Annotated in this window: 21 protein-coding genes; 5 read left to right on the top strand and 16 right to left on the bottom strand. The window is 69.5% G+C overall.

Features of this window, described 5'->3' with window-relative positions; all coding sequences use genetic code 11:
* Window positions 1-30: 30 nt before the first annotated feature.
* The 8 genes from ACIBVN_RS26590 to ACIBVN_RS26555 form a co-directional block, all read right to left on the bottom strand.
* Complete coding sequence (locus ACIBVN_RS26590) at window positions 31-1,053, bottom strand: glycosyltransferase (RefSeq protein WP_397140753.1); 1,023 nt, start codon at window positions 1,051-1,053, stop codon at window positions 31-33.
* Window positions 1,050-3,680 (bottom strand): CDP-glycerol:glycerophosphate glycerophosphotransferase, encoded by a 2,631-nt coding sequence (locus tag ACIBVN_RS26585; RefSeq protein ID WP_397140751.1) that lies wholly within the window; start codon window positions 3,678-3,680, stop codon window positions 1,050-1,052. Before ACIBVN_RS26585 ends, ACIBVN_RS26590 begins: the two co-directional genes overlap by 4 nt.
* A gap of 92 nt (window positions 3,681-3,772) precedes the next feature.
* On the bottom strand, window positions 3,773-4,477 hold the full coding sequence (locus ACIBVN_RS26580) for an SRPBCC family protein (RefSeq protein WP_397140749.1): 705 nt from the start codon (window positions 4,475-4,477) through the stop codon (window positions 3,773-3,775).
* Between the two features lie 77 nt (window positions 4,478-4,554).
* A complete protein-coding gene (locus tag ACIBVN_RS26575) occupies window positions 4,555-5,409 on the bottom strand; it encodes an FAD binding domain-containing protein (protein ID WP_397140747.1) in 855 nt (284 codons plus the stop codon).
* On the bottom strand, window positions 5,406-7,757 hold the full coding sequence (locus ACIBVN_RS26570) for a xanthine dehydrogenase family protein molybdopterin-binding subunit (protein WP_397140745.1): 2,352 nt from the start codon (window positions 7,755-7,757) through the stop codon (window positions 5,406-5,408). Before ACIBVN_RS26570 ends, ACIBVN_RS26575 begins: the two co-directional genes overlap by 4 nt.
* Window positions 7,754-8,236: a (2Fe-2S)-binding protein gene (locus ACIBVN_RS26565; RefSeq protein WP_397140743.1), complete on the bottom strand. Its 483-nt coding sequence runs from the start codon at window positions 8,234-8,236 to the stop codon at window positions 7,754-7,756. The genes ACIBVN_RS26570 and ACIBVN_RS26565 overlap by 4 nt, the downstream gene beginning before the upstream one ends.
* A gap of 71 nt (window positions 8,237-8,307) precedes the next feature.
* The gene (locus ACIBVN_RS26560; protein ID WP_397140741.1) at window positions 8,308-8,463 is read right to left on the bottom strand and encodes a hypothetical protein; all 156 of its coding nucleotides are present in this window, start codon (window positions 8,461-8,463) and stop codon (window positions 8,308-8,310) included.
* A gap of 37 nt (window positions 8,464-8,500) precedes the next feature.
* A complete protein-coding gene (locus ACIBVN_RS26555; RefSeq protein WP_397140739.1) occupies window positions 8,501-10,096 on the bottom strand; it encodes a PspC domain-containing protein in 1,596 nt (531 codons plus the stop codon).
* Window positions 10,097-10,209: 113 nt separating this feature from the next.
* Between ACIBVN_RS26555 and ACIBVN_RS26550 the strand changes: the two genes are divergently transcribed.
* The 3 genes from ACIBVN_RS26550 to ACIBVN_RS26540 all read left to right on the top strand — a co-directional run bounded on the left by ACIBVN_RS26550 (window position 10,210) and on the right by ACIBVN_RS26540 (window position 13,140).
* Complete coding sequence (locus ACIBVN_RS26550; protein WP_397140737.1) at window positions 10,210-11,418, top strand: PspC domain-containing protein; 1,209 nt, start codon at window positions 10,210-10,212, stop codon at window positions 11,416-11,418.
* The gene (locus ACIBVN_RS26545; RefSeq protein WP_349446816.1) at window positions 11,415-12,047 is read left to right on the top strand and encodes a response regulator transcription factor; all 633 of its coding nucleotides are present in this window, start codon (window positions 11,415-11,417) and stop codon (window positions 12,045-12,047) included. Before ACIBVN_RS26550 ends, ACIBVN_RS26545 begins: the two co-directional genes overlap by 4 nt.
* A gap of 139 nt (window positions 12,048-12,186) precedes the next feature.
* Window positions 12,187-13,140: a L,D-transpeptidase gene (locus ACIBVN_RS26540; protein ID WP_397140734.1), complete on the top strand. Its 954-nt coding sequence runs from the start codon at window positions 12,187-12,189 to the stop codon at window positions 13,138-13,140.
* 44 nt (window positions 13,141-13,184) lie between these two features.
* Here the strand turns inward: ACIBVN_RS26540 and pcrA are convergent, their stop codons facing one another.
* The gene (gene pcrA, locus ACIBVN_RS26535; protein WP_397140989.1) at window positions 13,185-15,407 is read right to left on the bottom strand and encodes a DNA helicase PcrA; all 2,223 of its coding nucleotides are present in this window, start codon (window positions 15,405-15,407) and stop codon (window positions 13,185-13,187) included.
* Window positions 15,408-15,532: 125 nt separating this feature from the next.
* On the opposite strand from pcrA, the gene ACIBVN_RS26530 reads away from it, so the two are divergent.
* Window positions 15,533-16,252, top strand: coding sequence for a PIG-L deacetylase family protein (locus tag ACIBVN_RS26530; protein ID WP_397140732.1), 720 nt, complete (start codon window positions 15,533-15,535; stop codon window positions 16,250-16,252).
* A gap of 7 nt (window positions 16,253-16,259) precedes the next feature.
* Here the strand turns inward: ACIBVN_RS26530 and ACIBVN_RS26525 are convergent, their stop codons facing one another.
* The 7 genes from ACIBVN_RS26525 to sucC form a co-directional block, all read right to left on the bottom strand.
* Window positions 16,260-16,463 carry a PIN domain-containing protein gene (locus ACIBVN_RS26525; RefSeq protein WP_397140730.1) on the bottom strand — a complete coding sequence of 68 codons (204 nt, stop codon included), beginning with the start codon at window positions 16,461-16,463 and terminating at the stop codon, window positions 16,260-16,262.
* A 23-nt stretch (window positions 16,464-16,486) separates the two neighbouring features.
* Window positions 16,487-17,170 (bottom strand): lysostaphin resistance A-like protein, encoded by a 684-nt coding sequence (locus ACIBVN_RS26520; RefSeq protein ID WP_397140728.1) that lies wholly within the window; start codon window positions 17,168-17,170, stop codon window positions 16,487-16,489.
* A 225-nt stretch (window positions 17,171-17,395) separates the two neighbouring features.
* Window positions 17,396-17,653, bottom strand: a complete 258-nt coding sequence (locus ACIBVN_RS26515; RefSeq protein ID WP_397140726.1) for a WhiB family transcriptional regulator — start codon at window positions 17,651-17,653, stop codon at window positions 17,396-17,398.
* Window positions 17,654-17,774: 121 nt separating this feature from the next.
* A complete protein-coding gene (locus ACIBVN_RS26510) occupies window positions 17,775-18,419 on the bottom strand; it encodes a neutral zinc metallopeptidase (RefSeq protein WP_397140724.1) in 645 nt (214 codons plus the stop codon).
* Complete coding sequence (locus tag ACIBVN_RS26505; RefSeq protein ID WP_397140722.1) at window positions 18,416-19,879, bottom strand: glutamate--cysteine ligase; 1,464 nt, start codon at window positions 19,877-19,879, stop codon at window positions 18,416-18,418. Before ACIBVN_RS26505 ends, ACIBVN_RS26510 begins: the two co-directional genes overlap by 4 nt.
* A 105-nt stretch (window positions 19,880-19,984) precedes the next feature.
* On the bottom strand, window positions 19,985-20,860 hold the full coding sequence (sucD, locus tag ACIBVN_RS26500) for a succinate--CoA ligase subunit alpha (RefSeq protein WP_175600409.1): 876 nt from the start codon (window positions 20,858-20,860) through the stop codon (window positions 19,985-19,987).
* A 3-nt stretch (window positions 20,861-20,863) separates the two neighbouring features.
* Complete coding sequence (sucC, locus tag ACIBVN_RS26495; RefSeq protein ID WP_397140720.1) at window positions 20,864-22,045, bottom strand: ADP-forming succinate--CoA ligase subunit beta; 1,182 nt, start codon at window positions 22,043-22,045, stop codon at window positions 20,864-20,866.
* Window positions 22,046-22,359: 314 nt separating this feature from the next.
* On the opposite strand from sucC, the gene ACIBVN_RS26490 reads away from it, so the two are divergent.
* Complete coding sequence (locus ACIBVN_RS26490) at window positions 22,360-23,172, top strand: hypothetical protein (RefSeq protein ID WP_397140718.1); 813 nt, start codon at window positions 22,360-22,362, stop codon at window positions 23,170-23,172.
* Window positions 23,173-23,316 lie beyond the last annotated feature (144 nt).

Raw genomic sequence — 23,316 nt, 5'->3', positions numbered from 1 at the left:
GGCCGGTCTAGGGCCGGTCTAGGGGCCCGTCTAGCGCTCGATGTGGGCGAAGAGCCGCTCCCAGCCATCCAGCACGTGGTCGAGGCGGAACGCCTCGGCCCGTGCGCGCGCGTCGGCCCCCAGCCGCCGCCGCTCATCGGGGGAACCGGCCAGCTCGCCCAGCACGGCGGCGAACGCGTCCACGTCTCCCGGCGGGACCAGCACGGGCCCCGCGCGGCGCACGCCGCCAGACACGTCGAACGCCACCGACGGCACCCCGTGCGCGGCCGACTCCAGCAGCACGATGGGCAGGCCCTCGTGCTCGCTGGTCAGGCCCAAGACGGAGGCGTCCAGATATTCGGCGGGCATCCGCGCCGCCGGCACCGGCCCCCTGAAGACCACCCGATCGCCGACGCCCTCCCTGTGCGCGTGCGCGCGCAGCCGGTCCAGCTCGCCGCCGTCGCCGATCAGGTGCAGCTGCCACGGCGGCGGCACGCCCGAGCGGGCGAACGCGCTGATCAGCCGGTCGAACCGCTTGACCCCCTCCAGGCGGCCCACGCCGAGCACGCGGGGCGCGGCGAGCGAGGAGAGCCGCTGCGGCCAGTGGGGCAGGGGGTTCGGCAGCGTCCAGGTGTTGGGCAGCAGCGCGTGCTCGGCGAACAGCCGGGCGTCGTCCTCGCTGAGGAAGACCGCCTGGTCGAGGTGGAGGTAGTGGCGCCTGATCGAGGCGAGGTGCCGGCAGCCGAGGGCGTGCTCGTACGAGCCGTGGTACTGCCCGATCGGCCGGAACGCCGCAGGCAGCAGCTCCGACAGCCGGGCCACCACGGACGGCGAGGTCATGACGGCGTAGCCGGGCTCGATCGCGCCGAGCAGCCGCCTCAGCCGCCACCCCGGCCCGATCACATGCCGGCGGTACAGCGGCCGGTCCACGTACCGGAACGGTGAGCGCGAGCGTTCCAGCCCGATCACGTGCACCTCGTGCCCGCGTCCGGCCAGGCCCTGGGCCAGCGTGTGCGTCACCTGCTGGACGCCGCCCAAGGTGTCGGCGTCCAGGCAGGCGAACACGACACTCATGGGAAGAAGTCCGCCACGATGCGCGCGGACGCGTCGCCGCGCTCGTCGGCGCACCACAGGGCGCGGAAGGCCGCGTACCGCCCGGCGAAGGCCGCGTGGGCCTCGGGCAGCCGCCTGATCACGGCCACCAGCTCCTCGGTGGTCGTGACGCACGGCCCGGGCGCGATGGCGGGCAGGTCGTGGTAGACGCCGCGCTCCGACAGCCGGTAGTCGTCCCAGTCGTCGACGAAGAACACCATCGGTTTGCCGGTGATCGCGTAGTCGCACATCAGCGATGAGTAGTCGGTCAGCAGCGCGTCCGAGGCCAGCATCAGGTCGTTGATCTCGGGGTAGGACCCGGCGTCCCGTACGAAGTGCTTGAGGTGCTCGGGCGGGTCGTAGCGCTCGACCGGATGCGTACGCAGCACCACCACCCATTCGCCGGCCAGCTCGGCGGCCAGCAGCTCCAGATCGACCCGTACGGACCTGCCGCCGCCCTTCGCCCGGTCCCGGTACGTGGGCGCGTAGAGCAGGATCTTCCGCCCGCGCGGGATCTCCAGCCGCTCCCGCACGTCTCCGGCCGCCTCACCCCTGACCAGCGCGTCGCAGCGCGGCGTCCCGTACCGGTAGACCTTGCCCGTGTACCCGTTGGCGGGCAGGAACAGCCGCGAGAACTCCGCGCTCGGCGAGACCAGCGCGTCCCACCGCGCGACCGCGGCCCGCCATTGCGCGCGCGGCTGGTCGAAGTCGGTGCGCAGGTCGGGCGCGTCGAACCCGATCGACTTGATGCCCTGCCCGTGCCAGGTCTGCAGGTAGCGGGTGCCACGCGGCTTCGGGTAGTCCAGCGGGAAGCCGTGGCTGTCCACCCAGATCCCGGCCCTGGCCATCGTCCAGATGTAGGCCCAGCTGCCCCTGCGCACGAGCCGGGCGCCGGGCGGGAAGTTCTTGCGCCCTCTGGCCACCGACCAGACCACGTCGATCGGCAGCTCGCGCCGGCGCAGCTCCTCGTAGATGGCCCGCGGGCTGCCGTCGCAGCCCTTGCCGACGTCCGACTCGAACAGCGCGAGGTTCCGCCGCGGCGGCAGCACCTTGATGAGCAGCTTGTACGCACGCAGCTTGTTCTGCGGCGTGTTGAGCCGCCTGACCAGCGCCCGCCCCGCCCGCCACAGGAACGGCCGGGCGCAGGGCCGCACGCACAGGTACGCGGCGTACCCCTCGACCGTCACCGTGCAGCCGGGCAGCTCGATGGGCTCGGTGCGCGGATCGGCGATGAGGCGGTCCGTCGTGGTGTGCCCGTCGGAGGTCCTGGTGAAGCCGATGCGCGGCGCGCACTTGCCCGTGGGGGTGAAGGTGACCTCGCTGACGTACCCGCCTTCGCCTGACGGCTCCGGCTTTATCGGGATTTTTTCGGTTCCGAGCTGGAGGAACGCCGTCCAGTCCAGCGGCAGCGCCCCGAACGGGTCGTACGTACGCACGACCATCCGCACCCGCTCGCCGCCGGAGGAGGGGATGTCCGAGCAGATCTCCGACACCTCGTGCCGCAGCCTGGACTCGGAGAAGGGCAGCTCGGCCAGGTGCAGCTTCGTGATGTCCATGCCGGGCGAGACCGACGTCCCCCAGTACGTGCGCCCGTCGAGCTGCACCGCCGCCCGCGGCGCGGACCGCGCCCCGTTGAGCGAGGCCGCGGCCACCCGCAGCTCCTCGGTCCGGTCGTCGAGGATGAGCTGGCAGCAGACCCGGTCCAGCGGCTCCATCCCGTCCAGCACCCAGCCGGGGATCTCCTCCAGGTACGGCCGCACGACCGAGGCGAACTCCTTGACCCACACCAGATCCCGCGCGGGCAGCGGGTTGAGATAGACCCGCAGGTCCTGCCGGAGGAACCGGCGCTGCCGGTGCGGCACCAGGTCCCCGGCTCCGCGCGCCCGCAGGACGTCGTCGCTCAGCCGGGCCGCGACGACCCGCTGCCGCACGTTGTCCAGGTCGCCGACGCGCTGCGAGATCGAGTCGTTCGCCGGTGCCCGGTGCCAGTGGTAGACCACCCACGGCACGATCGCGAACCTGCGCGAGACGGCGTACAGCTCGGCCGCGAAGACATGGTCCTCGTAGAGGACGTTCTCGGGGAAGCGCACGAGACGGTCCCGCAGAAGGCGTACGTCGTAGAGCTTGTTCGTGCTGAAGCAGTCGAGGAAGAGCTCCGGCTCCCGGCGGATTCCCGCCACCACCCGCCGCCTGGCGAAGAGCGAGGGATAGTACGGCTTCAGCCGCCCGCTCGGCTCGAACAGCCGCGAGATCTGCCCCGACACGAAGTCGGCCCCGGTCCGCTCGATCTCGGTGAGCAGGCTCTTGCACGCGTGCCTGGGCAGCTCGTCATCGCTGTCGAGGAACATCACGTACGGCGAGTCCGCGGCGTCGATCCCGTAGTTCCTCGGCGCGCCGCAGCCCCCGCTGTTGACCGGCCTGCGCAGGTAGCGCACCCGGCGATCGCGCTCCATGAGCCGGGCGGCCACCTCCGGCGTGCCGTCCGTGCTGGCGTCGTCGACGACGAGCACCTCCAGGTCGCGCAGCGACTGGCCGAGCACGGAACGCACTGCCCTGGGCAAGCGGGCCGCGTCGTTGTAGGAGATCACGACAACGGTGCAGTCCGGCATCCCAACCCCCCGCTGGTCCAATCACCTGCGGGAATGGCACTTCCCCCGGACTGGGGGAAGTGTCCGGACTTGATGGAGTGTTTGCTGGAAAATCAGCGCATAAGCCGACGAATCACCCAAGCGATGACAACCAGGGCCGCGAGTGCGCCCGCGACGGGCGCCAGGCGCTTCAGCAACGGCTGACCCGCGATCTCCAGCAGGTCGAGTGCCTCCTCCTCGGGCGTGCGCGAGGTGCGTATCGTCCCCGCGGGCCGCGCCTCCGGCTCGGGGACCGGCGGCACCGCACTCAGATGCCGCTCCTCCTCGTGGCTCGCCACAGAGGCGGGTGCCGGGACGGGCTCGACCGTGGACTCGGAGAGCAGCTCGGCCAGGTTGGCGGCGAACTTGTCGATGAGCTTGCCGCCGACCTCGGCCATCACGCCGCGCCCGAACTGGGCCGGCCGCCCGGTCACGTTGAACGTCGTCTCCACGGTCACCGTCGTGGCACCGTCGCTCGGCTTCAGCCGCGCCCTGACCGTGGCCGAGGCCGTGCCGGAGCCCCTGGCCTCCTTGCCCGACGCCTGGATGGTGAGCGAGTAGGCGTCCTTGTCCACGTCCTCGAATCTGGCCGAACCCTTGTAGGTCACCACGATCGGGCCGACCTTGACCTTCATCCTGCCGGTGAACTCGTCGCCCTCGAAAATGTCCAGCGTCGCCCCCGGCAGGCACGGCGCGACCCGTTCGACATCGAGCAGCACGGCCCACGCCTGCTCGATCGGGACTGGAACAGTGAACTCGTGCTCGAACCGCATCGCCATCGATACGCTCCTTCCCGGTGGTTGCGACACTACGTCTGGACGGGGGCGCCCCGGAAGAGGCGCCCCCTCTTACCGGCTCAGGGTGCGCCGGCTGCCGTGCGTACCGCGCGGTGGGTCAGGACCTTGGCCAGGTGCCGGCGGTAGTCGGGCTGGGCGTGCAGGTCCGCCGGGGGCGAGGCGCCCGCGGCCGCCTCCTCGCACGCCTGGCGCACCTGGTCGCCCAGCTCCATGCCCTCCAGCGCGGTCTCCGCGGCGCGGGCGCGCAGCGGCGTCGGGCCCATGTTCGTCAGCCCGATCCTGGCCTCGGCGATCGACCCGTTGGAGCGCTTGACGGCCGCGGCCACGCCGACGATGGCCCAGGACTGCGCGGTCCTGTGGAACTTCTCGTAGTGGAAGCCCCAGCCCGCGCCCAGCTTCGGGATCTTCACCCCGACCAGGATCTCGCCGGCGTCCAGCGCCGACTCCAGGTAGTCGACGAAGAACTCGGCGGCCGGGATCTCCCGCTCGCCCCGCTCCGACCTGGCCACGAACACGCCGTCCAGCGCCAGCACCACGGCGGGCAGGTCACCTGCCGGGTCCGCGTGGGCCAGCGAGCCGCCGAACGTGCCCCGGTGCCTGATCGCCGGATCCGCCACCGTGGCGGCGGCCACCGCCACCAGCGGGCAGTCGGCCCGCACGACGCCGGAGTGCACGACCTCGTCGTGGGTGGCCATCGCGCCGATGAAGACGTGGTCGCCGCGGTCGTGCACGCCCTTCAGCTCGGCCAGCCGGCCCACGTCGACCAGCGTCGACGGGTAGGCCAGCCGCAACCGCAGCAGCGGCAGCAGCGACTGCCCGCCCGCCAGCACCTTGGCGTCCTCGTCAGAGGCGAGCGCCCGGCAGGCCTCGTCCAGCGAATCCGGACGAACGTAGTCGAACTGCGCGGGAATCATCGCCGCACTCCTTCCTGCGCCCGTTCCTCCATGGCTCTCCAGACGCGTTCGGGCGTGCACGGCATCTCGACGTCGTGGATGCCGTGCGGGCGCAGGGCGTCCACGATGGCGTTCACGACGGCCGGCGTCGAGGCGATGGTGCCCGCCTCGCCCACACCCTTGACGCCCAAGGGGTTGCTGGTCGCCGGGGACTCGGTCCTGTCGAGGCTGAACGTCGGCAGGTCCGCCGCCGACGGCAGCAGGTAGTCGGCCAGCGTGGTGGTCAGCAGGTTGCCCTCGGCGTCGTAGACGGCCTCCTCGAACAGCGCCTGCGCGATGCCCTGCGCGATGCCGCCGTGCACCTGGCCCTCGACGATCAGCGGGTTGACGACCTTGCCGACGTCGTCCACCGCCACGTACGAGCGGATCTTGACCATGCCCGTCTCGGTGTCCACCTCCACCGCGCACAGGTGGGTGCCGTGCGGGAAGGAGTAGTTCTCCGGGTCGAACGTGGCGTCGGAGTCGAGCCGCGCCTCCACGCCCTCCGGCAGGTCGTGCGCCGTGAACGCGGCGTAGGCCAGCTCCTGGATGGTCTTCTGCTGGTCCGTGCCCCGCACCTTGAACGCCCCTGACTGGAACTCCAGGTCGTCGGGCGAGCACTCCAGCACGTGCGCGGCCAGCTTGCGGGCCTTCTCCTTGACCTTGTCGCACGCCTTGAGCACGGCCACGCCGCCGACGACCAGCGAGCGGGAGCCGTATGTGTCCATGCCCTTGTGGGCGATGGCCGTGTCGCCGTGCAGCACCGTGACGTCCTCGAACGGCACGCCGAGCGCGTCCGCCACGATCTGGCTCCACGAGGTCACGTGCCCCTGCCCGTGCGGCGAGGTGCCGGTGATGACCTCGACCTTGCCGGTGGGCAACATGCGTACCGAGCCGTGCTCCCAGCCGCCCGCGCCGTAGTTGGACTCGCCGAGCATCCTGGACGGCGCCAGGCCGCACATCTCCGTGTACGTGCTGACCCCGATGCCGAGCTGCACCGGATCGCCCCTGTCGCGCCGGTCGGCCTGCTCCGCGCGCAGCTTGTCGTAGCCGAACAGCGCCAGCGCCTTGTCCGTGGCCGCCTCGTAGTTGCCCGAGTCGTACGTCAGGCCCGAGATCGTGGTGTACGGGAACTCGTCATGCTTGATCCAGTTGCGCCTGCGCACCTCCACCGGGTCCAGCTTCAGCTCGGCGGCCAGCTCGTCCATCACGCGCTCGATGCCGAACGTGGCCTCGGGACGGCCCGCGCCCCGGTAGGCGTCCGTGGGCATCTTGGTGGTGAACACGCCCGTGCAGCCGAACTCGTACGCGTCCATCTTGTAGATCGCGTTGAACATCGACGCGCCGAGCAGCGGGATGCCCGGCGTCACCAGCATCAGGTACGCGCCCATGTCGGCCAGCAGGTCGACCCGCAGCCCGCGGATGCGCCCGTCTGCGTCGGCGGCCAGCCGGATGTGCTGGATCTGGTCGCGGCCGTGGTGCACGGTCAGGTTGCCCTCGGAGCGGGACTCCGTCCACTTGACCGGTTTGCCGAGCCGGCGCGCGAGCAGCAGGCAGAGCACCTCTTCCGCGGTGACCTGCAGCTTCGAGCCGAACCCGCCGCCCACGTCGGGGGCGATCACGCGGATCCTGTGCTCGGGGATGCCGGTCACCACCGCCAGCATGACCCGCAGCACGTGCGGGATCTGCGTGGACGACCAGATCGTGAACGCCTCGCCGTCGGTGTCGGCCAGCACCGCGCGCGGCTCCATCGCGCTGGGGATGAGCCGCTGCTGCCGGTACGTGCGGTCGATGACGACGGGAGCGTCCCTGAACGCGGCCTCGATGTCACCGGAGTTGATCTTGACGCTGAACGCCTTGTTGCCCGCCTCGTGCACCTTCGGGCTGTCGTCTGTCAGCGCCTCGCGCATGTCGAGGACCGCGGGCAGCGGCTCGTACTCGACGTCGATCGCCTCCAGGGCGTCGGCCGCGCGGTAGCGGTCGGTCGCGATCACGCAGGCCACGGCCTCGCCGACGTACCTGACCTCGGACACCGCCATCGGCGGATGGTCGGGGATGACGATGTCCTCGCTCACCGGCCACGCGCACGGCAGGCTGCCCTGCTCGGCGGCGAAGTCCTGCCCGCTGAACGCGGCCACGACCCCGGGCAGATCGCGCGCCCCCGACACGTCGACCCTGGTGATCCTGGCGTGCGCCATCGGGCTGCGCAGGAACGTCACGTGCAGCATGCCGGGGCGGGAGAGGTTGTCCGTCCACTGGGTGCGCCCCGTCAGCAGCCTGGTGTCCTCTTTCCGCTTCCGCGGCCGGCCCACCTCTTGCTGGATGGTCATGGCTTGCTCACCGCCTGACCCATCTCCTGCGCGCCCCGGCGTACGGCCTTGACGATGTTGCAGTAGCCGGTGCAGCGGCAGAGATTGCCTTCCAGGCCCTGCCTGATCGCCTCCTCCGACGGCTCGGGATTGTCCCTGAGCAGGTCTATCGCGGCCATGACCATGCCGGGCGTGCAGTAGCCGCACTGCAGAGCGTGCTCTTCGTGGAAGGCTCGCTGCATCGGGTGCATCGACCCGTCCACGCCCAGGCCCTCGATCGTGACGACGTCGCAGCCGTCGGCCTGCACGGCGAGCACGGAGCAGCTCTTGACGCTCTTGCCGTCGAGCATGACCGTGCAGGCGCCGCAGTTGCTGGTGTCGCAGCCGACCGGTGTGCCGGTCTTGCCCAGCCGTTCTCGTAGGAGATGGACGAGAAGGAGCCGCGGCTCCACTTCCTCCTCGTACTTGATCCCGTCGACGGTGACGGTGATTCGGGGCATACGTCCTCCCTCAGGAGCAGGGGATCAGCGGACACACCCGAACCTACGCCGGTGTTTATCCCGGTCAAGGGTTACTTACCGCGAAACACCCTGGCGATGATCGCCACCAGCCCCGCGAACGCCAATCCCAGCACCAGGACCCCGATCAGAACCAGCCAATCCGTGATCGCGCCTGTCACAATCAAGATGCCCAGAACAACGAACAGCACACCGCTGAGCAGGGCCATCCAGTCCGTCCTGTGGAGGCGTCGGACCCGCTCGACCTCACGCGGCACGCCGCACCTCCACGTCGCCGATGCCGCCCCTCAGCTTGAGCACGATGGTGGAGACCTTGCCGTCCGGTTTGATCTCGGGCTCCAGGATCTTGTCGCAGCGCACGTCCACGCCGCTCTTGACCGAATGGTCGAGCGTGATGTCGCCGATCTTGTTGGTGGCGTGCACCTCCACCCGCGCCGTCGGCGGCACGATCACCTGCAGCTCGCCCATCGTCACCGACGCCTTGAACGTCACTGTGGCCCCCGGGGCCAGCGCCAGGTCCGACAGGTCCAGCCGGCCGTCGCCGATGCCGACGTCGTACGGCGTGCTCGCCTCCGCCACGCTGGTCGGGGCCCATTCCGACTCGCCGACGTTCCGCGGCACGCTGCCGAGCATCAGGCCCAGGCCCATGATGAGCGCGATCATGGTCCCCCAGGCCACCAGGCCGGCGCCACGCCCCCACCAGGCGGCGACCAGCAGCCCCGCGCCGATCGTGATGAGCATGGCGCCACCGACGATGGTCGGGCTCACTCCGGCGGCCGACCTGGCTTGGACCGCCACGACGATCCCTCCAATGATGATTGTCAGCAGGATGGTGATGGCGCCGATGAACGACCTCGGGCGCGGCTTCCGCTCCGTTCTGGGGATCGGGCGGCCGTACAGGACGGGGTCGTACGGCGAGTGGCCGGCCCGCTTGGCCGGGTCGAGCGGGCGGAAGGGGCCGTTCGGCGCGAAGGGCTCGCCGTACGGGGTGTAGTCGACGCGGGTCTTGGGCTCCGGCCGGTACGGCGGGACGGGATGCTGGGCCGTCGCCTTGGCGTCTTCGCTGTCGGCCCTTGCTTCGGCGGCCCTTCCCTCGGCGGCGCTTGCTTGGGCGGCGCTTGCTTGGGCGGCCCTCGCTTGGGTGGCGCTCGCCTCGGCGGCGCTTGCTTGGGCGGGGCTTGCTTCTGCGGCGCTTGCCTGGGTGGCGCTTGCTTGGGCGGCACTGGTCTGGGCGGCCCTTGCTTCGGCGGCGTGCGCTTGCGCGGTGGCCTCGTCCACCTCGATCGGCGGCTCCTGGGCGGTCCGTCGGACCGGCTCGGGTCCCTTGACCGGCGGCGCTTCAGCGGCAGGGGCGCTGGGAGGGACAGGGGCGCCGACGGAGGCACTGCGCCTCCTGCTCAGGCGTTCGGGCATCGAGCGGGCCAGCGCCAGCAGGTCCACTCCGCTCGAGTGGGCGGCGAGCAGGGAGACGGCCAGGAAGACACCCACCACCAGCGTGCCGGTGTCGAGCCAGACCGTGGCCAGGTTGAGCGCGAGCCCGAAGGCCAGCACCGCCGTCAGCAGCGCCATCACGGCCTCGGCGTCGAAGTCGCGGCGCGTCCACTGCTCGATGATCCCCGGCTTGCCGTTCGGCTCCTTCATCAGCAGGAACGCCGCCAGGTAGAGGAACAGCCCGATGCCGGAGCCGAGCAGGAGCATGACGAAGCCCACACGGAACACCACGGGATCGATGCCGGTGTGCCGCCCGAGACCGGCGCAGACTCCCATGAGGAAGCGCCCCTCGCTGCTACGTCGCAGCGCCCGGGGCGGGGCGTCCGGTTGTCTGGGTGGAGCTTCTGTCATGGAACCATCGTGGACCCACGCGCTGGGTGCCCGCATCCGGGACACCCCTGACCCGACCCGGGGGTTGTTCCCTGATGCCCGCAGTGCCCCCGACATGTGACTATGGCCATGTTATGGCTGACCAGAAGACTCTCGCCGAGCCGACCGGCGACGCGCCCTACCGGCGCATGATGCGCCCCATGGAGGGCCGCCTGCTCGGCGGTGTCGCCCAGGGGCTGGCGGCGCAGCTCTCGCTCGATCCCGTGGTGATCAGGCTGATGTTCGTGCTGCTCAGCGTGGTCGACGGGATCGGCATGGTGGCGTACGCGGTGCTGTGGATGGTCACGCCGCGGCAGCCGTACGAGGGGCAGCCGCCGCAGCGGGACTGGAGCCAGCTCGCGGCCTTCAGCGCGATCGGGGTGGCGCTGTTCGCGTTCGGCTGGCTCACGGGGGCCTCCAAGGGCGGGATCGCCATGTTGCCGTTCGCCGTCGGCGGCATCGGCGCGTTGATCCTCTGGCAGCAGGCCGACCCGGAACGCCGCAAGAACTGGGTTCGCGGGGCGACCACGAGCATCAGGAAGAACCGGGTCCGCACGCTGCTCGGGGTGGCCCTCGTGGTGGTCGGCGCGGCCGGCTTCCTGTACGCCCAGGGCGAGCTCGCACAGGCCAGGCCCGGGCTGCTGTTCACCGTCGTGGTCGTCGGCGGTCTGGCGGTCATCGCCGCGCCCTGGCTCGCCGGTCTGTGGAAAGAGTTGCAGCTGGAGCGGCGCGAGCGCATCAGGCAGGAGGAGCGGGCCGAGGTGGCCGCCATGGTGCACGACTCGGTGCTGCACACGCTCACGCTCATCCAGCGCGTCGCCCACGACCCGCGCGAGGTCACCAGGCTGGCCCGCTCCCAGGAGCGCGAGCTGCGCAACTGGCTCTACCAGCCCGCCCAGGACGCCGACGCCACGGTGGCGGCGGCCGTACGCAGGATCGCGGCCGAGGAGGAGGACGCGCACGGGGTGCCCATCGAGGTCGTCTGCGTCGGGGACACCGCCCTCGACCCGGCGGGCAAGCTGGCCGCCACGCTCAAGGCGGCCCGGCAGGCGATGGTCAACGCGGCTAAATACTCTGAGAGTCCGTCTATTTCCGTCTATGCGGAAGTGGAGGGTGAAGAGGTCACGATTTTCGTGAAGGATCGGGGTAAGGGCTTCGACCTCGAGGCGGTGCCGCTCGACAGGATGGGCATCAGGGAGTCCATCATCGGGAGAATGGAGCGCCACGGGGGAGTGGCCAGGGTGCGTACCTCGGTTGGCGAGGGCACGGAAGTGATGTTGACGATGAAGGTGGAGAAGGCATGACGCGCGTGTTGATCGTCGACGATCACCGGCTGTTCCGTTCCGGCGTGCGCGCGGAGCTGGGCGACTCGATCGAGGTGGTCGGCGAGGCCGAGGACGTGGAGACGGCCGTCAAGGCGATCGCCGAGCACAAGCCCGACGTGGTCCTGCTGGACGTGCACATGCCTGGGGGCGGGGGCCAGGAGGTGCTGCGCCGGGTGCTGGGCGCGGGCTCCCAGGTGCGCTTCCTCGCCCTGTCGGTCTCGGACGCCGCCGAGGACGTCATCGGCGTGATCCGGGGCGGTGCCCGGGGCTACGTGACCAAGAACATCAGCGGCAAGGAGCTCACGGACGCCATCCGGCGGGTGGCCGAGGGCGACGCGGTCTTCTCGCCGCGACTGGCGGGCTTCGTCCTGGACGCGTTCGCCTCGTCGGAGGCGCCGTCCATCGACCCGGAGCTGGACTCGCTGACGCAGCGAGAACGCGAGGTGCTGCGGCTGATCGCGCGCGGGTACGCGTACAAGGAGATCGCCAAGGAGCTCTTCATCTCGGTCAAGACCGTGGAGACCCATGTCTCGTCGGTCCTGCGCAAGCTCCAGCTCTCCAACCGCCACGAACTCTCCCGCTGGGCCACCGCCCGCCGCCTGGTCTGACCCGCGCTTCCCCTCTGGATAGTTGGTCACTCGTGCGTGGTTGGACCGTTATGGGATAGTTATCGCTGATCCGCCCACAAATCTCCCGTCTCAGTTGTCACACAGGAAGGAGAAAAACACATAGTCCAGGAGTACCCCCTTGAAACGCGTCCCCCGGATGCTGCCGGCCCTGGTCGCATTGGCCGCCCTGACGGCCTGTGCGGCGGAAAGCGCCCACGTCCCGCAAGCGCAGGCCCCGGTGGTGAAGGCCGTCAGCGCGGCAGGCGTCACAGCGCCGGCGAAGAAGGTCAAGCTTGATATAGCTGACATAACCCCGATGGGGGAGAAGTCCGAGAAGGTGGGCGTCGGCTTCCCGATCATCGTCACGTTCGACCGCGACGTCGAAGACAAGGCGGCCGTGGAGGCGCTGCTGGAGGTGCAGGCGGACAAGCCGGCCGAGGGCGCCTGGCGCTGGGTGTCGGCGCGCAAGGTCATCTACCGTACGAAGACGTACTGGAAGCCCCACCAGAAGGTGCTCTTCACCGCCCGCCTGTCGCAGCTCCCCGGCAACACCGGCGCCAAGGACGTCTCCCGCCGCTTCGCCGTGGGCACGCAGAACATCTCCGTGGTCCACACCCGCAAGCACCAGATGAGGGTGTACCGCGACGGCAAACTGGCCAAGAAGATCCCGATCAGCGCAGGCAGGGGCGGGCTGATCAGGAACGGCGTGGACGTCTACCTCACCACCAGCGGCGTTCACCTCACCATGGGCAAGAAGGCCGTGGAGACCATGACCTCCTCCTGGATGGGCGTGACGGACCCGAAGGACCCGCGCTACTACAAGGAGCAGATCCCATGGGCGGTCCGCATCTCCGACAGCGGTGAGTACGTCCACCAGAGCGCCGGCTACTACCACTTCCTCGGCCGCTCCAACCAGAGCCACGGCTGCGTACGCGCCACTCCCGCCGGGGCCAAGTGGTTCTACGGCATCGCCCAGCGCGGCGACGTCGTCAAGATCACCGGTACGAAGCGCAAGCTGCAGTGGAACAACGGCTGGAGCTACTGGCAGCTCAACTGGACCCAGTGGAAGAAGGGCAGCGCCCTGAAGAGCTGAACTTCCCCGAGCCCCGCCCTCCACCGGGGGCGGGGCTCGGCGCGTCAGAGCTTCTCGAGCGGGGCGTACGCCAGCAGCAGCGTCTTCTCCCCGCCCCCGCCAAAGTCGATCTTCACCTTGGTCTTCTCCGCCACCCCGTCCACGGACACCACCGTGCCCAGGCCGAACGCGTCGTGCGTCACCCGGTCACCGGGCGCGAGCGAGGGCACCTTGCGCCCACCGCTCTTGGCCGGCGCGGGGCGGGCGGCGGGCTCCCGGCGGGTGGCCGCGCTCCAGGCGGACTTCTCCGGGTCCGTACGCCAGTCGATGAGCTGCCCCGGCACCTCGTTCACGAACCGCGAGGCCGGGTTGAACGACGGCGCTCCCCAGGAGCTGCGCACGGCCGCACGCGTGAGGTAGAGCCGCTTCTGCGCCCGGGTGATCCCGACATATGCCAGCCGCCGCTCCTCCTCCAGCTCCTTGGGCTCCCCGAGCGACCGGATGTGCGGGAACACCCCGTCCTCCATGGCCGTCAGGAAGACGACCGGGAACTCCAGCCCCTTGGCCGTGTGCAGGGTCATCAGGGTGACGACCCCCTGTCCGCCGTCCGCCTCGGGGATCTGGTCGGCATCGGCCACGAGCGACACCTGCTCAAGGAACTCCACCAGCGTGCCCTCCGGATTGGCCTCCTCGAACTCGGAGGCGACGGAGATGAGCTCGTTGAGGTTTTCCAGACGCGACTCGTCCTGCGGATCCTCGGAGGCCTCCAGCTCGGCGCGGTAGCCGGTGGCCACCAGCACCTCCTCGGCCAGCGCCGACGGGGGCATGCCCTCGGCCTTGGCGATGAGCTCCTCGAGCATCGCGACGAACTCGCGTACCGCGTTGAGCGAGCGCGTGGCCATCCCGTACGCCTCGTCGGCGCGGCGCAGCGCGTCCCAGAACGAGATGCGCTCGCGCGACGACAGCGCCTCGATCGTCGCCTCGGCACGCTCGCCGATGCCGCGCTTGGGCACGTTGAGGATGCGCCGCAGCGACACCACGTCAGCGGGGTTGGCGAGCACGCGCAGGTAGGCCAGCAGGTCCTTGACCTCCTTGCGCTCGTAGAAGCGCACGCCCCCGACCACCTTGTACGGCAGGCCGGTGCGGATGAAGATCTCCTCGAACACCCGGGAGGCGGCGTTGGTGCGGTAGAAGACGGCGACCTCGCCCGGCTTGACGTCCTCCTCGTCGCTGAGCCGATCGACCTCCTGGGCCACGAACATGGCCTCGTCGTGCTCGTTGTCGGCGACGTAGCCGACGATCTTGGGCCCGTCGCCCTGGTCGGACCAGAGGTTCTTGGGCTTGCGCGACTCGTTGCGGGCGATGACCGCGTTGGCGGCGGCCAGGATGTTCTGGGTCGAGCGGTAGTTCTGCTCCAGCAGGATCGTCCGCGCATCCGGATAGTCGCGCTCGAACTCCAGGATGTTGCGGATCGTCGCACCGCGGAAGGCGTAAATGGACTGGTCGGCGTCGCCCACCACGCACAGCTCGGACATGTCGGCGCCCGGCCGGACCAGCTCGCCGTCGGTCGTGCGCAGCTCGGGATGCCCGACCAGCTCCCTGATCAGGATGTATTGGGCGTGGTTGGTGTCCTGGTATTCGTCCACCAGCACATGCCTGAACCGCATCCGGTAGTGCTCGGCCACCTCGGGGAAGAGCTGGAACAACGTCACCGTGTTCATGATGATGTCGTCGAAGTCCATCGCGCCGGCCTCGGTCAGCTTGAGCTGATAGGCCTTGTACGCCTGCGCGAGCGTCTTCTCCAGATGCGAGCCCGCCTTGTCGAGCGCGGTCTCGTAGTCGATCAGCTCGTTCTTGAAGTTGCTGACCTGGGCCGAGAACGAGCGCGGCGGGTAGCGCTTCGGATCGAGCTCCATCTCCCTGCAGACCATCGCCATGAGCCGCTGCGAGTCGGCCTGGTCGTAGATCGAGAAGCTCGACGGGAACCCCAGCCGCTTGGCCTCCCGCCGCAGGATGCGCATGCAGGCACTGTGGAAGGTCATCACCCACATCGCCTTGGACCGCGGGCCGACCAGCTTGTCGATGCGCTCCTTCATCTCACGGGCGGCCTTGTTGGTGAACGTGATCGCCAGGATCTCGCCCGGATGCACATTGCGCTCGGCCAGCAGGTACGCGATGCGATGCGTGAGCACCCGCGTCTTCCCGGATCCCGCCCCCGCCACGATGAGCAGCGGACTGCCATGATGGATCACGGCCTCGCGCTGCTGCGGGTTGAGGCCGTCGAGCAGGGGGTGGTCTACAGAGACTTGGGTGGGCACCTACCTAGGTTAAGACGCCCCACCGACAATCGTTGACCGGAATGCCATCAGAGGGGCGCGCGGTTGTCCTTCGTAGAACATCAGAAAGGGGAGCCATGCTGCCGGAAGCCGAGATCAACAGGGTCCTTGTGGTGACGGCCCACCCAGATGACGTCGATTTCGGAGCGGCGGGCAGCGTGGCGCTGTTCGTCGACAAGGGCGTCGAGGTCACATACCTGCTGGTCACGGACGGAGATGCGGGCGGCAACGAACGCACCCTGGACAACTCCGGCATGGCCGAGCTCCGCAGGACCGAGCAGCGCACCGCAGCCAAGGCGGTCGGCGTCACGGACGTGCGCTTCCTCGGCTACTCGGACGGGCAGGTGGTGCCCTCGCTGGAGCTCAGGCGCGACATCTCCCGTGTCATCCGCCAGGTCAGGCCGGACCTGGTCATCACCCACCATCCGGATCGCAACTACCACCACGTCGCCCCCAGCCACCCCGACCACCGGGCGGTGGGCGGCTCCGCCCTGGACGCCGTCTACCCGGACGCCCGCAACCCCTACGCCTTCCCCGAGCTGCTCAAGGACGAGGGCCTGGAGGCGTGGACCGTACGCGAGGTGTGGCTCAACGGCGGCTCGACCCCCAACCACTGGGTGGACATCACCGAGGCCATGGACCGCAAGCTCGCGGCCTTGCAGTCACATGTGAGCCAGATCGCCCACGTGGAGGGCTTCGTCGACTTCGTCAAGACCCGCTTCGCCACCTGGGCCGAACAGGCCGGCTTCCCCGCCGGTCACTACGCGGAGGCGTTCCAGGTCGTCCCGACGGCTTGAGCTCTGCCTAGGGGGTCGAGCCTGGCGGCACGACCCAGAGCGACGGCTGCCCGGTGGCTTCGGAGATGATGTCGAAGCCGCGGTCGTAATGCAGGATCGTCGCCCCGTGCACCTGCGCACAGGCGGCGATCAGCAGATCGTTCGGCCCGACGGCTCGGTGGTGCGACTTGCGGGCGAGCATCGCCTGAACGTCCAGCGCCCAGACGGCCACCTCCGTAGCCGATCAGGGCAGCCCTACTCTCGCTTGGCGGCGATCCGGGCGAAGAGGTAGCCGAGGGAGTTGGTGGCGAAGTGCAGCATGGCCGGGGTCAGGAGGCCGCCGTGGCGGCGCAGCTCGCAGAACAGCACCCCGGCCGCCGCCGTGGACACCACGCTCCCCGCCACCACCCGTGCGGTGTCGAGGTGGGTGGGGGACTCGCCGGCCGTCAGGGCGCCGAGTGCGGGGTTGGCGCGGGCCATGTCGATGGCCGGGAGTATGTGCCACAGGCCGAACAGTGCCGAGGAGATCGCCGTGGCGGCGACCGTGCCGCGGCGCTGGCGCAGCATGGCGTGAAGGGCGCCTCTGAAGCCCACCTCCTCCAGCAGGACGGTGCCCAACGGGACCTGGAGCAGGGCCTCCTCCAGGGCGCGGGCGTGCGATAGCGACAGGGCGCGCTCGTCGTGGAAGAGCGGCCGGGTGCGGGGATTCGCGATGCCGACGGTGTAAACGGCCGCCACCGCCGCCGCTAAGGCGCCTCCCGCCACGGCGCCCCGGCGGCCGTGCTCGAACCCCAGCTCCTGCCACGACAGGCCGGACCGGCGAGCCATCGCGACCAGGGCGGCGGTCGCGGCGGCCGACGTCAGGGGCGCCAGGCGGGGGGCGACCTTGTTGTTCATGATGTTGGCCGCGGTGAGCACGGCGATCGAGCGGAGCAACACCCTTGCAGGCTACGTCGCGCCCCTGCTCTGCGAGGAGCGGCGCCGTCCGGCACGGGGCGGGGCGCGGCAATGCACGCCGGCAGCGCGCCCCCGGTCGCGGGTGGTTTGCGGCATGCACATCCGCCGTGAGCCGCCTGAGAAGGAGGCCCCGCCGGCGATGTGCCCGTCGTCGCGGAAGTCGGGCGCCGGCGAGACGTCTACGCGTTCGGTCGCTCGGGCGGGGCGCTACGAAGCGGCGGGGCGGCGCCAGCCGGTGGGGAAGCGGGTGCGGCGGCGCTCCTCCGGGGTGAGGCCGCCCCAGATGCCCTCCGACTCGCCCGCGCGTAACGCGTACGAGCGGCACTCCTCGATGACCTGGCAGCGCGCGCACACCGCCTTGGCGCGGGCCTCCTGCAAGGGGGTGGGGGCGAGCGGGAAGAAGAGGTCAGGGTCGCTGGACCTGCACGCACCCCTGCGCAGCCAGCCGATCTCCGCCAAAGGCATGGGTCAAAGGTAGAGCGTGGTCATGATCAGACACATCATCCTCTGGGTTGACCCAGGCATACATCCCCGAGTCTGATCCGTGCGCAGGCGTGTACATCCCCGGAAGTCTCAGCCGGCATGGTCAGCAGGCGCCCACTCCGTCACTCCAGCCCGTCGCGAACGACGCCTGGCGCTGCTCCGCCGTCCCATGCGCAGCCGGGTTCAGCCAGTCGTCCGTCGGGTCGCCGGCGGCCTCCAGGCTCAGGAGCAACTCGTCCTCGTCACCTGACTGTGCCTGGAGCGCCCCCGAGCCGACCAGGGACGAGAGGGTGCCGCCCGCGTAACAGTCGGCCTGGAGCTCCATTTGTACGTTCAGCTCGAAGTCGGTCTGGAGCTGCGCCTGCACGGCATGCCCGAACTCATGCGGAATGATCACATAGACCGACCCGTCGCCCATTTCGTTCCAGAGCGCCTCCATCCAATCCTGGTCGTAGGCGATGAAGTGGCCGACCGGGCAGTAGAAGGCGTTGTTCGAAACGGCCGGCTCGCCGCCGCAGCGGGGGCCGGAGTTCCCGGAATAGGGGACAAAGTCGGTGATAGGTCGATAAGTCTGGTTGAGCTGCTGGAAGTACTGCTTCCAGAACGCCTCCGTCAGCGTACGCGCGGTCCGCACGTCGTCCTCGAACGAGTCGGCCCCCTGCGCGTCCATGGACCGCGGCCGCACCAGGCCACAGCCGCCGAGCAACAGGACCAGGCCGATGATCAGGATGCGTTTCACGAGCGTCACACGTCCCAATTGTGCACGGGCTCATTGCTGTGCATCCGCTCGATGTAGCCAAGGGTCATGGATCGCAACGCCTCATGCCGATCTCCCCCGTGCGCGCGTACGCGTGCCACCTGCCAGCTCGCCCCCGTACGACCCGTCAGGCAGCGGCCCTCGATGATGCCGAGCAGCCGGTCGGCGACGGGGCCGTGCACGCCCCACTCGGCCAGCCCATCGCGTGCCATCGGCAGCAGGCGGCGCAAGATCAGCTCGGCCGCGGGCACCTCTCCCATCCCCGGCCAGTAGAGCCGCGCGTCCAGCCCGTGCCGGGCCGCCGCGCTGAGATTGTCCTCCGCCGCCCGGAACGACATCTGGCTCCAGATCGGCCGTTCGGCGTACGGCAGCACGCGCATCAGCCCGTAGTAGAACGCGGCGTTGGCCGCGATGTCGGCCACGGAAGGCCCGGCAGGCAGCACGCGGTTCTCCACGCGCAGGTGCGGCACCCCCTCCACCACCGCGTACACCGGCCGATTCCACCGGTAGATCGTGCCGTTGTGCAGGGTCAGCTCGTGGAGCTGCGGGATGCGTCCCTGTTCGAGCTCGGTACGCGGGTCCTCGTCCTCGCAGAGCGGCAGCAGGGCGGGGTAGTAGCTGACGTTCTCCTCGAAGAGGTCGAAGACACTCGTGATCCACCGCTCCCCGAACCACACCCTGGGCCGCACGCCCTGCGCCTTCAGCTCGGCCGGCCGCGTGTCCGTGGCCTGCTCGAACAGGGCGATCCTGGTCTCGCGGTGCAGCTCCTTGCCGAACAGGTAAGGGGAGTTGGCCGCCACCGCGATCTGAGGCCCCGCGATGGCCTGGGCGGCGTTCCAGTGCGCGGCGAACGCCTCAGGGCTGACCTGCAGGTGCAGCTGCACGCTGGTGCACGCGGCCTCGGGAGCGACGCTGTCGGCGTGCGTGTCCAGGCGTTCGACACCTTCGATGGCCAGGTGCAGGTCCTCCCCGCGGGCCGCGAAGATCTGCTCGTTGAGCAGGCGGTAGCGGGGGTTCGCGGAGAGCGTGCCCTCGCCGATGTCCTGCTCGCGCAGCGTGGGCAGGATGCCGATCAGGACCAGGTGGCCGTTCTGGGAGCGGGCGCGCTCCTCGGCGTGGTTGAGCCGCGCCCTGACGTCCTCCTCCAGGCGCAAGGCGCCGTCGCCGCCCAGCTCCTGGGGTTCGATGTTGATCTCGATGTTGAACTGTCCCAGCTCCGTCGCCCAGTCCGGCTGCTCGATGGCGGCCAGCACCTGGGCGTTGCGCATGGCGGCCTCGCCGTACGCGTCCACGATGTTGAGCTCGATCTCCAGCCCGGCGAGGGGCCGTTCGTCCTCGAAGCGGGATTCGCGGAGCATCTGGGCGAAGACGTCGAGACATCGACGCACCTTTTCCCGATATTTCCGGCGGTCGTCCCGGCTGAAGACGACGACTGGCACGTCCCTGCCCATAACAGGAAATGTCGCACGCCAGCGCCGACAAGACCAGCCCGGACCCGCCCAATGGAAAGCCCCGCGTGGCGAAAGAACCACGCGGGGCTTTCCAAACTCAAGCGATCAACGAGCCTGCATGATCTCGCGCATGAGCCGGGCGGTCTCGGAGGGGGTCTTGCCGACGCGGACGCCGACCTTCTCCAGAGCCTCCTTCTTGGCCTGGGCGGTGCCCGCGGAGCCCGACACGATCGCGCCCGCGTGCCCCATCGTCTTGCCCTCCGGCGCGGTGAAGCCCGCGACGTAGGCCACGACCGGCTTGGTGACGTGCTGCTCGATGTACGCGGCAGCCCGCTCCTCGGCGTCGCCGCCGATCTCGCCGATCATCACGATCGCGTCCGTGCCCGGGTCCTCCTGGAACGCCTGGAGCGCGTCGATGTGCGTCGTGCCGATGACGGGGTCGCCACCGATGCCGACCGCGGTCGAGAAGCCGAAGTCACGCAGCTCGTACATCAGCTGGTACGTGAGCGTGCCCGACTTCGAGACAAGGCCGATGCGGCCGGCGGTGGTGATGTCGGCCGGGATGATGCCCGCGTTGGAGGCGCCGGGGGAGGCGATGCCGGGGCAGTTGGGGCCGATGATGCGAGTCTTGTTGCCCTTGGCGACGGCGTAGGCCCAGAACTCGGTCGAGTCGTGCACCGGCACGCCCTCGGTGATCACCACGCAGAGCGGGATCTCCGCGTCGATGGCCTCCTTGACCGCGTCCTTGGTGAACGCCGGCGGCACGAAGACGACCGACACGTCCGCGCCGGTCTTCTCCATGGCCTCCTTGACCGTGCCGAACACGGGCAGGCCCTCGTGCGTGATGCCGGCCTTGCGGGCGTTGACGCCGCCGACGACGCGGGCGCCGGAGGCGAGCATGCGGCGGGTGTGCTTGGTGCCCTCACCACCGGTCATGCCCTGAACGATGATCTTGCTGTTCTCAGTCAACCAGATGGCCATGGGTCATGCACCTACCGCAGCGAGCTCGGCGGCCCGCTTGGCCGCGTCGTCCATCGTGTCTACCAGCTCGACCCGCGGGAGCGCGGCGTCGGCCAGGATCTGCCGCCCGAGCTGGGCGTTGTTGCCGTCGAGGCGGACCACAAGCGGGTGGGTCACGGCCTCGCCACGGCTCTCCAGCAGCTTGAACGCCGAGACGATGCCGTTGGCGACGGCGTCGCAGGCGGTGATGCCGCCGAAGACGTTCACGAAGATCGACTTGACGCTCGGGTCGGAGAGGATGATCTCCAGGCCGGCGGCCATGACCTCGGCCGAGGCGCCACCGCCGATGTCGAGGAAGTTGGCGGGGGACGGCTTGCCGGGGAACTCCTCGCCCGCGTAGGCCACCACGTCGAGCGTGGACATGACCAGGCCCGCGCCGTTGCCGATGATGCCGACGTTGCCGTCGAGCTTGACGTAGTTGAGGTCCTTCTCCTTGGCCTTGGCCTCGAGCGGGTCCTCGGCCGCCTTGTCGGCGAGCGCCTCGTGGTCGGCCTGGCGGAAGGTGGCGTTGTCGTCGAGCGTGACCTTGCCGTCGAGGGCCTTCACCTGGCCGTCGGCCGACAGGATCATGGGGTTGACCTCGACGAGCGTGGCGTCCTCGTCGACGAAGCAGCACCAGAGCTTCTCGATGAGCTCGGCGGCGCCGTCGAGCGCCTTCTCCGGCAGGCCGCCGGCCACCGCGATCTCACGGGCCTTGGCGCGGTCGATGCCCGTCAGCGCGGAGACCGGCACCTTGGCGACCTTCTCGGGTGAGGTGTGAGCGACCTCTTCGATGTCCATGCCGCCCGCGGCGGAGCAGATGGCGAGGAACGTACGGTTCGCGCGGTCGAGCAGGAAGGAGAAGTAGTACTCCTCCGCGATCGCGCTGGCCTCCTCCACGAGCACCTTGTGGACCGTGTGGCCCTTGATGTCCATGCCGAGGATGGCGTCGGCCTTGGTGACCGCGTCGGCGGCGTCGTCGGCCACCTTCACACCGCCGGCCTTGCCTCGGCCGCCGGTCTTGACCTGGGCCTTGACAACAACGCGGCCGGTCAGCTCCTCGGCGGCCGACCGCACCTCCTCCACGTTGTGTGCGACGATGCCGCGTGGCACCGGGATGCCGTAGTCGGCGAAGAGCTCCTTCGCCTGATGTTCGAACAGGTCCACGAGGGTCCGTCCTCTTCCCTTGGTCGCTCACCCTCTGTCGGGTTTGCGCCCTGCTTTTCCGACTGATGTTCGACGCCCCGGGCAACCCGTGCGTGCCGGGCGTTTCCGCCAGTGAAGCCTAGCCCGAAGCTTGACCTACCCAGGTCATCGGGGCATGGTTCTCCCGCTGTGTGACGCTGATCTCACTTCTCCAGGACACCCTCTGCACGAAAAGTGCACCGTTTTGGCGGCCTGTACCCCGCGTCCCGATATATGTTCGTGATCTTCTATTGGCAGGATTCTGCTCCCTCTCCTTTTGAATCCGAAGGAAACGTATGAAGCGAATTCTCGCGGGCCTGGCGTTAACCACGGCCGCAGCGCTCGTGGCCGCGACGCCTGCCGCGCAGGCCGCGCCGGTGGATCCGGTGAAGGCGCTGAAGAAGCAGTTCGTCCCGGGGCACGGGGTAAGGATCTCCGAGAAGACCCGGCTCACCGTGAACGGTAAGAGCACCGGGGCCACCACGCGGACGTCTGGAACGTTCGAGTTCGGCAAAACGGGCGTCGTCGCGTCCGATGTCAAGAACCACGCCACCGGCAGCGACAAGTCCCTGGCGGGCCTGTTCGCGCCCCCGCGCACCATCACGGTCGGCGGCCACACCTATCTCCAGGGCGGTCCGTTCAGCGAGGACCTGCCCGAGGGCAAGACGTGGGTGCGCTACCCGGGTCAGGCCTCCGGCGGCACCTACAACCAGGTCATCGACATCTTCGATCCCAAGGTGCTGAAGGCGATCGTCTCCCGCGCCAAGAGCTTCAAGGGCGGCACGTACAAGGGGGCCATGACCTACCAGGACCTGGCCAAGGTGTACGGGGAGAAGCTCAGCGGCCCGCTCGGCAAGATCAAGATCGACTACGCGCTGAAGGTCAACTCCAAGGGCCTGGCCACCCAGCTGACGTCGGGCTGGACCATGGACCTCGGCGTCCTGGGCAAGACCCGCTCCGTCACCGAGACCCGGTACACCGGGTGGGGATCCAGGGTCAAGATCAAGGCTCCGGACAAGGACCTGTGGATCGACGTCGCGGACCTCAGCGAGGACAGCCAGATCCCGCAGGAGATCCCGGACAACGCCCTCAACTCGCTCGCCAACTAGCTCGTCCGGCCTCCTCTCGCTTCGTGGGGGGCGGGAGGGGGCCTTCTTGGGGACACAAGGTCATCCCGAACGAGGCGCTCGCCTCAGGTGGTCGCGCCGGGCGGGCATCGAGCGCATGTAGGCCCGTCGGATTTGGCGCACAGC

It is taken from the genome of Nonomuraea sp. NPDC049400 (assembly GCF_044466425.1).
In the GTDB taxonomy this organism is placed as follows: domain Bacteria; phylum Actinomycetota; class Actinomycetes; order Streptosporangiales; family Streptosporangiaceae; genus Nonomuraea.
The sequence above is the reverse complement of the archived record's forward strand: the minus strand, read 5'-3'. Positions and strand labels throughout refer to the sequence as shown.

Excerpts from the sequence above, each read along its gene's own strand:
- ACIBVN_RS26575 (WP_397140747.1), bottom strand. The coding sequence starts at position 5,409 with ATGATTCCCGCGCAGTTCGACTACGTTCGTCCGGATTCGCTGGACGAG.
- ACIBVN_RS26565 (WP_397140743.1), bottom strand. The coding sequence starts at position 8,236 with ATGCCCCGAATCACCGTCACCGTCGACGGGATCAAGTACGAGGAGGAA.
- ACIBVN_RS26560 (WP_397140741.1), bottom strand. The coding sequence starts at position 8,463 with ATGGCCCTGCTCAGCGGTGTGCTGTTCGTTGTTCTGGGCATCTTGATT.
- ACIBVN_RS26515 (WP_397140726.1), bottom strand. The coding sequence starts at position 17,653 with ATGCCTTTGGCGGAGATCGGCTGGCTGCGCAGGGGTGCGTGCAGGTCC.
- ACIBVN_RS26555 (WP_397140739.1), bottom strand. The coding sequence starts at position 10,096 with ATGACAGAAGCTCCACCCAGACAACCGGACGCCCCGCCCCGGGCGCTG.
- ACIBVN_RS26530 (WP_397140732.1), top strand. The coding sequence starts at position 15,533 with ATGCTGCCGGAAGCCGAGATCAACAGGGTCCTTGTGGTGACGGCCCAC.
- ACIBVN_RS26580 (WP_397140749.1), bottom strand. The coding sequence starts at position 4,477 with ATGGCGATGCGGTTCGAGCACGAGTTCACTGTTCCAGTCCCGATCGAG.
- ACIBVN_RS26585 (WP_397140751.1), bottom strand. The coding sequence starts at position 3,680 with ATGCCGGACTGCACCGTTGTCGTGATCTCCTACAACGACGCGGCCCGC.
- ACIBVN_RS26550 (WP_397140737.1), top strand. The coding sequence starts at position 10,210 with ATGGCTGACCAGAAGACTCTCGCCGAGCCGACCGGCGACGCGCCCTAC.
- ACIBVN_RS26490 (WP_397140718.1), top strand. The coding sequence starts at position 22,360 with ATGAAGCGAATTCTCGCGGGCCTGGCGTTAACCACGGCCGCAGCGCTC.
- sucD (WP_175600409.1), bottom strand. The coding sequence starts at position 20,860 with ATGGCCATCTGGTTGACTGAGAACAGCAAGATCATCGTTCAGGGCATG.
- ACIBVN_RS26570 (WP_397140745.1), bottom strand. The coding sequence starts at position 7,757 with ATGACCATCCAGCAAGAGGTGGGCCGGCCGCGGAAGCGGAAAGAGGAC.
- ACIBVN_RS26545 (WP_349446816.1), top strand. The coding sequence starts at position 11,415 with ATGACGCGCGTGTTGATCGTCGACGATCACCGGCTGTTCCGTTCCGGC.
- ACIBVN_RS26590 (WP_397140753.1), bottom strand. The coding sequence starts at position 1,053 with ATGAGTGTCGTGTTCGCCTGCCTGGACGCCGACACCTTGGGCGGCGTC.
- ACIBVN_RS26505 (WP_397140722.1), bottom strand. The coding sequence starts at position 19,879 with ATGGGCAGGGACGTGCCAGTCGTCGTCTTCAGCCGGGACGACCGCCGG.